Origin of the sequence: Chryseobacterium viscerum, from assembly GCF_002899945.2 — a bacterium.
GTDB classification, from domain to species: Bacteria; Bacteroidota; Bacteroidia; order Flavobacteriales; family Weeksellaceae; genus Chryseobacterium; species Chryseobacterium viscerum.
In genome coordinates this window covers 15,508-28,385 of the sequence record NZ_PPEG02000014.1, presented here as the reverse complement: position 1 = coordinate 28,385, position 12,878 = coordinate 15,508, and the positions used below count along the sequence as shown (strand labels likewise).

Sequence of the window (12,878 nt, the reverse complement as noted above, 5' to 3'; positions counted from 1 at the left end):
TACTGATCAATGATAAAATTCTCAATTCTCATAGCCAATTACAATAATGGCAAATATTTTAAAGACTGCCATGCATCATTAATCAGTCAGACCTACCAAAACTGGGAAGCTATTATCATTGATGATGGATCTACTGATGATTCTTTTGAGGTGATCAGCAATCTTATTAAAGAAGATTCTCGTTTTAAAATATACCAGAATATCACAAACAGAGGGTGTGGATTTACAAAAAGAAGGTGTATGGAATATGCAACCGGTAATATTTGTGGATATGTGGACCCTGATGATGCCCTTTCTACGGATGCTATAGAATGCTCTGTCAATGCATTTAAAGACCATCCTGAAATTGTTGCAACATACTCTCAAATGATGTTTTGTAATCAAGATTTAGTTTCACAAAATATTTTTAATAAAACCAAGCAAATATATAACGAACGTTTATTTTTTAATTGTCCCGTTCAGTTTACCCATCTTTTTACCTTTAAAAGAGAAATCTATTTAAAAACAACAGGAATTAATCCATTACATAAAAATGCCGTTGATCAGGATCTTTATTTAAAAATTCTGGAATTTGGAAAAGCCCTTTTTATAAAAAAAAGTTTATATAAGTACAGGATACATCCGAACGGAATTTCTCAATATAATTCTAAAGACATTGCAAAGGCCTCATTTGCCCAGATTATTCTGGAAACGATGCATAGAAGGGGAGTGAAAAAAATCAATGGTAAGATAGTTCCTGAAACTTTCGATCAACCCAACGAAATATTTGACCTTTTGGAATATCAGAATAGTTTTTTTTACAGATTGAAAACAAAAATCATAATCTTTTTTCAGTATGATTTTTGGTCAATTTTTCATCTCTAAATTTCATATTGTACTGAATCATTTATGGTGACAATATACTTTAATATACCAATGTAATTCTAGTATTGCTTTGATGCAAAACAGGCAAGGTTTAATTCAAACAAAGGTCTTTATCGTAATTTCATACCTATCAGTTGCTGGTACATTAAAGTATATTATTGTCTTAATTTGTTAGGAAAAAAATTAAAGTCAGGAGATTTCGGAAATTTAATCAAAAAAAATCCCAACTTTCGTCAGGATTTGATTTTGCATCGATATATGTACCGTAAACTTCGTAGATGAATAAGAAATGCCCTTTTTTTAGGGGCATTATATTATTGAGCTTTTACCTGCTCTATCTTTATGAATATTTTAGAAAGGTTAGGTTGAGCGCTGCCTGTAGTAGGGGCTCCTACCATAATGGTTGCGGTATAAGCCGTTTTTGAAGAAGGGTTACTGTCTATCCAGGTATATCTTCTGTGTTCAGGTCCACTGGATCCGTCTATAATTCCTAGGTTTCCCCAGTAAGCAGATCCTACTGCCCCTGTGCCCTGAGGAAACCAGCTAGTTGATGAGTCTGCCATACCACCCCATACTCCTGAAGTAATATTGTTTGTGGTTACAGCTGAACCAATATACCCACCATATTCGGTATTATAATTCCAATACAGATTAACGGTAGAACCTGTATTATTATACAATTGTACATTAGGAATTGCAGCAGTTGTACCACTTGTGGTATCAAATATTACTCTGATCGAATATTTACCATCTGAAGTAGCAAGAGGTAAAGTGTACGCTTGCTTCCCGTTGGGATCGGTTGTTAGGGTAGGATATCCCATCACAGCGAGAGATGAAATGTCTGCACGACTGGTATTTCCCACTGTAGCGGTACAGTTTTGTCCTCCTGTTAAGAAAGGAACTGCAGCGCTGGTCAGAGGAAGGGTCATATCATTACCAGTGGTAGGAGTTCCACTCACTGAGAATACCAATTCGCCATCACCAAACTCTAGAGTTCCGGGTCTTAGTTGGAAGGTTAATCCGTTTACTGTAAAAGGAGCTCCTGAATTATATGAACCTCCATTTCCTTGGCTATAAGTAACTCTCAGGTTTCCGCTGAAAGGAGTACCGGCAGCGTAAGTAGAAGGATTTAAGTAAGCTGTAGTACATTGTAATGCGGAAATCGCTGGAGAGACGGCATTGGTTGCTTGTGTAAGTCTTTGCCATACAGCTCCATCAAAATAATAATAGCCCATAGCAGTAACATTAATGCGTTGTCCTGTAGTATCCCCACCAGTAACGTCTGTAATATAAATTAATGCTCCACTCTGATCGCTGTTATAGGTAGCAGTATTTGCTGTAAGCTCAGCTCTTGTAAGCCTCGGAGCCTGTAGTCCGAATGTTTGTGCGTTATCCGTAATCAGTCCTGAAGTATCTCTTTTAGCAGATACATCCACCGTTGTTTTTGGTGAAGTTGTATTGAACCCTACTTGGGCGAATGAGAATCCAGTAATGAGAATTGCACTGAATTGTATAAATTTTGTTTTCATGTTAAGGTGATTTATGTGGTATGTCAAATATAACCTTTTGTTATGAAAAAATAAATAAAAAACCTTTATATTTGAGAAAAGAATAACCAATTCGTGATATTCTATTTAAACATGGGGTTTTGAATGGGTTTGTAATGTTTAATTTTCATTTGAAATATTAGGAGTCTGTTTAAATTTCTAAATTTGATTTTTGTATGTCATTCAAATTTTATCTAAACCACATTCTTTGAGTGTTTTTTTGATTCAAAAGATAATATAATGATTACGTGCTTTTCTGACGCAAAGTTTTCATTTTTGAAACTGTTGATTGCAAGAAAGCAAAGGATACAATCAACTTCGTTGATTCGTGGAAGCGTATATATAAGCATATCTACTCTCCAGCGACAAAGTCTCATCACTTTTTGCCTACTTAAAATAAAGCGGAATTATTTATAAACTTTGCGTTCATCTTTTTAATCAAAAAATAATCAATCTGGTGTATTTGTATAAGAAGTAGAATTAACATTTTCATAAAAAACCTGTTTAAACTTTTACAGGTTTATAATTCTTCAAACACAATGAAATTTATCCAATCTATTATTTAGAACACTTTAGGTCACTTGAGAAAGGCTAGTAGCTTCCTGCATCAATAAGTACACTTTAGAAGAAAATCAAAGATTTTCATGAAACTTAGGTGTACTTGATATTCACAAAGTTGGAAACTTAAAAATAACTAAAGTGTTAAAAATATTTTGTGACTTTTAAATCCGTTGAATCTTCGATTTTTATTTTATATAAAATAGTTTTAAAGTACAATCGGGTACATCCAGGTCTATAATGCCATAATTTGTTCTATATTTAGAAGTATATTAGTATATGTTTTTCTAAAGTCTATAAAATGGACTGTGTTTGTATTTTGCACTTTAAAACATGCCTATCAATATAATATTAAAAAAAAGTTTTCATTTCTGAAACTGTTGATTGCAAGAGAGTAAAAGATAGAATTAACTTTGTTGATTCGTAGAAGCGCATGTATAAGCATACCGCTTCATCAGCGACAAAGTAGCATCACTTTGCCTACTTAAAATAAAGCGGAATTATTTATAAACTTTGCGTTCAACTTTTTAATCAAAAAATAATCAATCTGGTGTATTTGTATAAGAAGTAGAATTAACATTTTTATAATATATAATCGGTATATCCAGGTCTATAATGCCATAATTTTTTCTATATTTAGAAGTATATTAGTATATGTTTTACTAATGTTTAGGAAAATGGCTTGGGTTTGTATTTTGCACTCTAAAGCATGCCTATAAATATGATATAAAAAAAGACAATGCCGATAAACCCACTACCTCCGGATGGAGGCATGTTATATAAAGAAACAGATATGGCTCAGTTTTTCCCTGAGCCCTTAAATGCAATAACTGCTATATTATTTTTAGCCATAGCCATTTTTTGGACCCTTAAAATAAAGGGTAGTTTTAAACAATATCCTTTTTTAACCTACTGCTTGGTTTTATTATATGTTGGTGCTATAGGGGGAACCGTTTACCATTCATTCAGACAATGGCCGGTATTTATCATGATGGATTGGATGCCCATTATGTTATTATGTTTGTCTGCCGGATTTTATTTTGTAGCTCAGAGCATCAGATGGTACTATGCTGTTTTAATGGTTCTTGTATATCTGATATTGATGTTTGGTTTGAGAAATTGGATTTTGGTAGATAACCCTTCTCTCTTTATCAACGTAAATTATGCAATCATGGCTTCATTTGTACTTTTTTCGGTGCTAAGTTATTTAATCTATACCCAATGGAAAGCGGGCAAATGGGTAGGCTTTGCTTTATTGTCGTTTGCTCTCGCACTCACTTTCCGCATCGTTGATAAATGGGAATGGTTTAGTTTCGGAACACACTTTCTATGGCATACTTTTGGGGCGGCAGCCACATTTTGCATGTTTAATTATATCTATCTTACGCGGAATACAATTAGAAAAACATAAGGAGTTTTTATTTTCTTTGGAACCCTAATTCATACATTAAGTCTGCTTCAATGTAACCACAAAAGTCACAAAAGTTTTTATTTTTTTAACACTTTAGGACACTTAAGAAGGTTTAAAATAATACAGCATAAAAGTACACTGAAGAAAAAAATCAAAGATTTTTAAAACTTATTTGAACTTATTGTGCGCCAGGATATCCTCTTAAGCTCACTTAAGTGTTTGAATCTTTTGTGCCTTTTGTGGTTTAATAAAAAAATAAACAGCTTTTTTTATGAAATTCACACTTTAATTCTTTTAAGGTTGAAAGAAAGATGATTTACTTATATTTGCTCTGCAAAGTAAAATTAAATGTTCAAAAAAGTAAGCACTGTATTTATCCTTGGATTTTATACGGTTTTTTGTTCGGCCCAACAGGTTCGACCCTCAAAATCATCTGAAATTTACCGTGAGCTCAAAACACTTAAACAGCTGCCTAAAGTTTTATACCTTGCGGCTCATCCCGATGATGAAAATACGGGATTGCTCTCCTGGCTAATCAACGACCAAAATGTAGAAACGGGCTATTTGTCTTTAACGAGAGGAGATGGTGGTCAGAATCTATTAGGTACAGAACAGGGTGCTGCATTGGGTTTAATCAGAACGCATGAGCTTTTAGAAGCAAGAAAGTTAGACGGGGCCCAGCAGTTTTTTACCCGGGCGATTGATTTCGGGTTCTCTAAAAATACGACCGATACCTTTAAACAATGGGATTCAGATAGCATTACAGCGGATGTGGTTTGGGTAATCCGAAAATTCCGTCCGGATGTTATCATTTGTCGTTTTCCTCCTACTGCTGCGGCAGGGCACGGACAACATGCGGCTTCGGCTGTGGTTGCAGAAAAAGCTTTTAAGCTGGCAGGCGATAAAACGGCTTTCTCCAATCAACTAAAATATGTCAATGTATGGCAGCCAAAACGCGTATTGTGGAATACTTTCCGATTTGGAGGGGTCAATACGACAGCCGAAAATCAACTGAAAGTTACTGTTGGACAATATGATGCGCAATTGGGAATGGGTTATGGAGAATTGGCAGGATTAAGCAGAAGTTTACATAAAAGCCAGGGTGCGGGAACACAGTCTGTAGCAGGCATCAGAACTGAATATTTTGCCCATGTTATTGGTGAACCTGCAAAAGCAACACTTTTTGATGGAGTCGTTAAAACCTGGACCGCAAAAGGAAACGCTGATATTGACCAATCATTAGATAAAATTATTTCCGCTTTCAATTTCAATAATCCTGACCTTAGTTTACCTGCTTTGCTTGCTTTGCGAAAAAAGGTGATGGCGCTACAAGATGCAGACCTGAAAAGGGATAAAATTAAATCTCTTGACAATATCATTATAAGTTGTGCCGGGTTTATGGGCGAGGTGGTTACCAATCAGGCTGAAGCTGTTGCTGGAGATCATTACAATTTCAGATTAAATTTGATTTCGAGAGCTGCAAATCCTGTTGTTTTAGAAGATGTAAAATGGTTAAGTCAATCAGAAAGTTTTAACAGAAAACTATCAAAAGATTCTTTAATTACCATTCAGCATGATATTCAGATTCCTGCAGATGCAGCACTTACAGAACCTTACTGGTTGGCAAAATCTCCCACAAATTCGGCGACTTTCTCTGTTCCAAATGATACTTTAGTAGGTTTGCCGGAGGCAGAATCACCCCTAAATGTTTGGGTTGGTTTAAAAATAGGTTCGGAAAATTTTCAGGTTAAACTTCCTTTATCTTTCAAGAAATTAGACCCGGTGCGTGGTGATGTGGTCGAAGCTTTGCGCATTGTTCCTGCATTGGAACTGAAATTTACACAACCTGTTTATGTAGTCAAAGAAAATGAAGATGTACATTTGAGTTTAAATCTTAAGGTTAATTCTAACAAACAATACAATAACGGTATTCTAAACCTGATGTATAATGGAGAACGATTAGGTGGGACTAATATAAATTCACTCAATGGAAAAGATACTACCATCGATTACGTTATTCCAAAAACGAAGCTTGCCACAATACATTCATCTCGCTTGCAGTTGGATGCCAATTTTGTTGCAGATGGAGTCACTTATAATAAAAAACAAGTATTAATTCAATACCCTCATTTACCCTCTTTACAATATTTTTCGCCTGCAACTGCCATCGTAATGAAAGGTGATATTCAGACGAAGGTTAAAAAAGTGGGGTATATAGAAGGAGCGGGCGATTTTATTCCTGAGTTCCTACGCATTGCAGGTGTTCAGGTAGAGGTACTGAAAGACGAAGATTTTTATGGCAACGTAGATGAATCTGGCGGAAACGGTAGTCAGAACAAGCTATCGCAATATGATGCTATTGTACTTGGTGTTCGTGCCAATAACACAGAGAAAAAATTAGGTCGCTGGATGCCTTTTTTATGGTCTTATGTAAAAGACGGAGGTAATCTGGTGATGCAGTATAACACCAATCAGGATACAACCGTTGACCAATTGGGGATGTACAATTTCAGCATTGCCAATAAGCGGGTTACCGAAGAAAATGCTGCGGTTACATTTTTAAATCCAAATCATAAATTACTGAACTTTCCGAACAAAATTACTGCAGATGATTTTAAGGGTTGGGTACAGGAGCGTGGCGCCTATTTCCCTGCTCAATGGGATGCAGCGTATGAACCGCTTTTTGAAATGCACGATACAGGTGAAGAGCCTCTGCAGGGATCAACTTTATATGCCAAATACGGGAAGGGTAATTTTATTTATACACCGTTGGCATTTTTCAGACAGCTGCCTGCGGGAAATGTTGGGGCGGCACGTTTATTTTTTAACTTTTTATCTGCACAGAAAAACTGATGAACAATAAACTTAAAAATTGGAATACCTGGTACATACTATTAGCAGTTGCATTAGTATTCCAGATCGCATTTTATTATTGGTTTACTAAATTCTGGGCATGAGTAATATAGATTGGACAGTTCTCATTTTTACACTTGTTGCAGTGGTGGTTTACGGCGTATTGATCGGTCGTGGCCAAAAAAGCAACGAATCATACCTGAAAGCAGATAATAAAATGCCTTGGTACATTGTGCTGATAGGTATTATGGCCACGCAGGCAAGTGCCATTACTTTTCTTTCGGCACCGGGCCAGGCGTATACAGACGGTATGCGTTTCGTTCAGTATTACTTTGGTTTGCCTTTGGCGATGATTGTGATCTGTATCACTTTCATTCCGATTTTTCAGCGCTTAAATGTGTACACCGCCTATGAATATCTGGAAAACCGTTTTGATAAGAAAACAAGAGTGCTTACTTCACTGCTTTTTCTTTTTTCCAGAGGCTTATCAACAGGAATCAGCATTTACGCTCCGAGTATCATCTTGTCAAGTGTTTTAAACTGGAATATTTATTTAACCAATGTTTTAACAGGTGGTATTCTGCTGATTTATACTTATGTTGGCGGAGCAAAAGCGATCGCTCACACCCAAAAATTACAGTTTCTCATTATTCTGGGAACCATGGCTTTTGCAGGTTATTTGCTTATTCAAAATATGCCGAATGGAATTGGTTTTAACGATGCGCTTTATCTGGCGGGGAAATCAGGAAAGCTCAATGTAATCACCACGGAATTCGATTGGAAAGATAAATACAATATTTGGAGCGGATTAATTGGTGGTTTTTTTCTGGCACTTTCTTACTTCGGTACAGACCAGAGTCAGGTTGGGAGGTATATTACTGCGAAAGACGATACCAATGCAAAAATGGGCTTGCTGTTGAACGGATTGGTTAAAATTCCGATGCAATTTGCTATTCTCCTGATCGGTGCCTTGCTTTTTGCTTTCTTTTCTCTAAAACCGGCTCCGATTTATTTTAACGAACGCTCTTACCAACATTTAAAGGAAGAAAAACCTGAACAGGCTGCGGTTTTTGAAAAAGAGCATCAGAATTTGCAAATAAAGTTTAATGCAGAATCGAAAGAAATTCTAAAGTTGAAAGAAACTCATTCTCCCCAACTTAACAAAACAATTCAGGATTTTAAAAACACACAAACTCAGGTAAAAGATTTGCACGGAAGGGTAGAAGAAGCAATCAATAATTCAAATTATAATGCGGAGAAAACGGATACGAATTATATTTTTCTGTATTTCGTAAAAAATACCTTGCCTGTAGGAATGATCGGTTTGCTGTTTGCCGTCATTTTTCTGGCCAGCTGGGGTTCAATTTCCGCAGCGTTAAACTCCCTTGCCGCTTGCTCATTAAAAGATGTTCATTTGATATTTAAAAAAGAAATCCCTGATGATGCAACCGAATTGAAGTACAGCCGACTGCACACTTTAGCCTGGGGGATCTTCTCAATCGGTGTAGCCATGTTTGCCACTCAAATGGGCTCTCTTATTGAAGCGGTTAATGTATTAGGTTCTCTTTTCTACGGTCCGATATTGGGGATTTTTCTTGTCGCCTTTTACTATAAAAAAATCGACGGCGCGAATGTATTTATTGCTGCAATATTATCAGAAATCGCGGTTATTGCCGTTTATAAGTTCGATATCGTTTCCTTCCTTTGGCTTAATGTAATCGGGGCAGCGGCAGTCATTATATTTTCTGCAATCGGATTGCTGTTTTGTAAACAGAAAGCAGTAAATTCGTAAGCAAATAATAATAAAAACAAACAAATAAAAATAATATGAAAACTATCATGAAATCTGCGGCTGTACTTGTTGCGACAATGACAATCTCCATGAATGCCTTTGCACAGGACACAAAAAAGCCTGCCAGCCCTCCAGCTACAGCAACGGGGAAAATTAAAGATGCAACCGTTACAATTGCCTATAGCAGTCCTTCTGTGAAAGGGCGTACAATCTGGGGTGGTTTAGAAGCTTATAATAAAGTTTGGCGTGCGGGTGCCAATGAAGCAACTACTTTTGAAACGGATAAAGACATTACCGTTCAGGGTAAAAAACTGCCTGCAGGTAAATATAGCTTTTTCTTAATCCCTAAAGAAAGCGGAACCTGGACTGCGATTTTTAACAAAGAGCCAAAACAATGGGGCGCTTATAAATACGAAGAAGCTAAAGATGCTTTACGTGTTGATGTAAAAACAAAAGCTTTACCAGCAACACAGGAAACGTTAGTTTATAAAGTAAACAATAATGGATTCACAATGGATTGGGATAAAATCTCAGTTCCTGTAGAAATCAAATAAATTTGAATATCAGAAATTAAAATCCCGTATTAACGGGATTTTTTTTGTTTAAAATTTGATTTGAAAATTTTACTTCCCTGTTTCTTTCTCTATTTTATCGATCATTTTTTCAGCATTACCATTGGTTCCGCCAAGACTGATTGCTTTTTTATAATTCTCTAATGCTAAATCATATTGCTTATCTGTAAAATAGGCTTCCCCTAAACTATCGAATAGATTAGCATCTTTAGGAAACTCTTTTGTCGCCAATTTAAATATTGTTATGGATTCATTGATTTTTCTAAGTCTTGATAGTTCATACCCTAACTTATTAAGTTCTCCCGGGTTCTCAAAACTATATTCATTTTTAGATTTTTCTTTGAGTAAATAATAGATCTCTATCCCTTTATTTACATCGTTGAGAGATTCTTTTCTTATTGCTTGATAAATAGATTTTTTAGGAATTTCGTACTCTTTCCACAACATTAAGTTATGTATAATATGCCCTAAATCCCAAACTCTATTGAGGTTATTGGACACTAGAATTATCGTAATATTATTTTTAAAATCGTTTAAAAAGATGGATTCAAATTTATACGAAATTCCATTGTGTCTTTGTAGATCTTCTTTTTCAAAGTATCTGCCAAGCGATCCGCCTTCCTCTTTTGCGTATGGGTTATTCAACAAAGTTTGAAAGGATTTTTTGGATATTAAACGATTAGAATTCAGCGCTTCAGTCCATTTATAGAAATCATTGATATCTACCCAAAGCCAGCCGCTAATAAATTTCAATTCCGGGCATCGGACATTGTCCATATCATAACAGGAGGTTCTGTTTTTAGAGTCAAATGTTGGATCAAATATTGAATTGGTCATTTTCAAAGGGTTAACAATGTTTTTAATGACAAATTGCTGAAAAGACATTCCGGTTACCTTTTCAATAATTCTTCTTTGTAAAAAAACATTGCCATTATCATACCTGTAACTGGTTCCTGGTTCAAAGAGTAGACTATCATTACTTCTCAAAATATTCCATGTCTCCGCATCATTTTCGGGTTTTAATCGTTCGATTGGAGGAATACCACTGGCATAATTAATCAGATGACGTATAGAAACTTTTTCTGCCCATTTTGGTAATCCTAAATTAAATTTAGATACCTTGTCATCAAGGGTAAGAAGACCATGTTCAACCAAAATCATGATGGCAACAGCATTAAATTCCTTTGCAATAGAGCCCATGTTGAATATTGATTTATTGTTTAAAGGAGTTTGTCTCGTTTCATCGGTAAAACCAAATGATTTTTGATAGATAATTTTATTATTTTTAGCAACAAGGACATTTCCATTGAACAAGCCTCTTTCGTAAGATTTTGTCATTAACGAATCAATGTGATTGATTTCTGATTTTTGTTCCGTCGGATTTTGATGGATCTTCTTTGTTTCTTTGGGGTTATTTAACCCCTGGGCAGAAAGCGTATTTGTCAATAAAATAGTTGTTAATAATAAGAAAAACTTGTTCTTCATTGAAATTATATTTTTTAAAAACTTTCAGCAAAGATGCTTTAAAACGCTTCAGTACGCGACCGACTAAAAAAAGTCGAACGCATTTCTTAGAAAAAGAATGGATTAATTTGGGTTTTTTCTGAAATCTGTCGGAGTTGTTCCTGTATGTTTTTTAAAAGAAGTACTAAACGACGATTTGGAATTGAAACCAACCTCATAAAGAATTTCTAAAATAGTCAGTTCTTTTTGCAAAGGATTTTTCAATATTTCTTTAGCTTTTTCGATTCGATATTCATTAATGAAATCAAAAAAATGCTTATTCATATACAGATTAATCAAAGCTGATAAATCTTTGACAGGCATATTTAATTGTTCTGCCAAATCTTGAATCGTTAATGAAGAATCTAAATAAGGTTCATTTTTACTCATAAATTCTTTCAAAGCTATGATTTGCTTATTTTTTTCATCATCAATTATTGGAGAAGATTTTTGTTTCGGAATTAGATCTACGATAGGTTTCAATTGAGAATTAACTCCTCTGAAAAATTCAGGATTATTTAATGCAACAAATAGATACCAACACGTACAAAAGAAAAAAGCAAATCCGTCAAGGGTAACAATCCATTGTCTGAGTTCTCCCAACCCAAAGATAAAAGTAACCAGCCATCTTATAAGGACTATAAAATGTAAGACATAATATAGAATTGTTATTTTGTAAAGCGCATTAAGTATAGATATATCTGGATTCGTATAATTCTCGAGATAGACCGTTTTAGACTTTCTAATCACCAAAAATGAAGCAATAAAATATACTTGAAATAGTACTTCGAAAAGAATATGAAAAAATTGCATGATCGGTGATTCGCTCAAAGCATTGATGAAACTCACTTTCGAAGCTCTGTCTTCATAATAAATCCCATACGCCATATACAAATTGAACGCAATAAACGGAATGGTGTGCCATAAATGTTTCGGTTTTAATCGAAAGTTGGAAAAACAAATGGACAATACATACAGATAAAACGATGCAGGAACCAAATAGTTAATACTCCAACGAAATGCCTCCAGATTGATGAAATTAACAGGGAAATCACGCATCAGAAATTTCAATGCATCTACAGCATTTGTAAAAAGAAAGAAAGCAAGAAGCCAATTTGCAAGTCTGTGCTTGGTTTTTACAGTCAATAAAAACAATGCAAGAAAAAATACAAGAAAAATTCCAATAAAAGCGGTTATTTCTAAAAAGCTGTATTTGTCCATAGTTTTTTTAACATAGGCGCAATTTAATATTTAAATAGGAAAACTTAAAGACGTATAAACGGTTTTATCCTTCTGCTTTACCAAATGTTAAAAATGTTCCGCTCAAATTCTAAAAGTAGTATTGTTGTAAGTGTCAATATTTCATTATTTTATATGATTTTGAAGTAGTTGAAGAGGTAGAAAGGAAAGACAGAATATACAAAAAGAAACGCTGAAAAATCTCCCCAAATTTTACACTTGATCCGAGATCTTAATAAGTAAATAAAAAAGCATCACTTTGATTTAAAGTGATGCTTTTTGGTTTGGTATTTTGTTGACTTTGTTTTTTTTAGGATGAGATTAAATTTTCTCCATTCTTAAAGGATTTGTAAAAATTCTTGTTTTCTAATAAATATCAATCATAAATAAAAATAGTGAAAATTATTTCCGTATAACTTGTTGAACTCTAATGACTCAGGATTTTCAGAATGAATTTTTAATTTAATCAACTAGTGAGATATACCTGAAAAATAAGAATGATAAATTGTTATATTTTATAATCTGCATAAATTTCTTTG

At 34.7% G+C, this 12,878-nt stretch carries 8 protein-coding genes; 5 read left to right on the top strand and 3 right to left on the bottom strand.

Annotated features, from left to right (window positions below; translation table 11 throughout):
- Positions 1-9: 9 nt before the first annotated feature.
- On the top strand, positions 10-864 hold the full coding sequence (locus C1634_RS24765) for a glycosyltransferase family 2 protein (RefSeq protein WP_103235286.1): 855 nt from the start codon (positions 10-12) through the stop codon (positions 862-864).
- Positions 865-1,178: 314 nt separating this feature from the next.
- On the opposite strand, the gene C1634_RS24760 is transcribed toward C1634_RS24765, so the two are convergent.
- A complete protein-coding gene (locus tag C1634_RS24760) occupies positions 1,179-2,393 on the bottom strand; it encodes a hypothetical protein (protein WP_103235287.1) in 1,215 nt (404 codons plus the stop codon).
- Between the two features lie 1,315 nt (positions 2,394-3,708).
- Here C1634_RS24760 and C1634_RS24755 point away from each other — a divergent pair.
- From C1634_RS24755 to C1634_RS24740, 4 genes are all read left to right on the top strand, one after another.
- Complete coding sequence (locus C1634_RS24755) at positions 3,709-4,380, top strand: hypothetical protein (protein WP_109739316.1); 672 nt, start codon at positions 3,709-3,711, stop codon at positions 4,378-4,380.
- A 348-nt stretch (positions 4,381-4,728) separates the two neighbouring features.
- Positions 4,729-7,233, top strand: coding sequence for a PIG-L family deacetylase (locus tag C1634_RS24750; RefSeq protein ID WP_109739315.1), 2,505 nt, complete (start codon positions 4,729-4,731; stop codon positions 7,231-7,233).
- A gap of 100 nt (positions 7,234-7,333) precedes the next feature.
- A complete protein-coding gene (locus tag C1634_RS24745) occupies positions 7,334-9,025 on the top strand; it encodes a sodium:solute symporter (RefSeq protein WP_109739314.1) in 1,692 nt (563 codons plus the stop codon).
- A gap of 35 nt (positions 9,026-9,060) precedes the next feature.
- Positions 9,061-9,579 (top strand): DUF2911 domain-containing protein, encoded by a 519-nt coding sequence (locus tag C1634_RS24740; RefSeq protein WP_109739313.1) that lies wholly within the window; start codon positions 9,061-9,063, stop codon positions 9,577-9,579.
- A 69-nt stretch (positions 9,580-9,648) separates the two neighbouring features.
- Here the strand turns inward: C1634_RS24740 and C1634_RS24735 are convergent, their stop codons facing one another.
- Entirely contained in the window at positions 9,649-11,082 is a 1,434-nt protein-coding gene (locus tag C1634_RS24735; RefSeq protein WP_109739312.1) for a serine hydrolase domain-containing protein, read from the bottom strand.
- Positions 11,083-11,184: 102 nt separating this feature from the next.
- Positions 11,185-12,321, bottom strand: a complete 1,137-nt coding sequence (locus C1634_RS24730; RefSeq protein WP_109739311.1) for a helix-turn-helix domain-containing protein — start codon at positions 12,319-12,321, stop codon at positions 11,185-11,187.
- Positions 12,322-12,878: the final 557 nt, after the last annotated feature.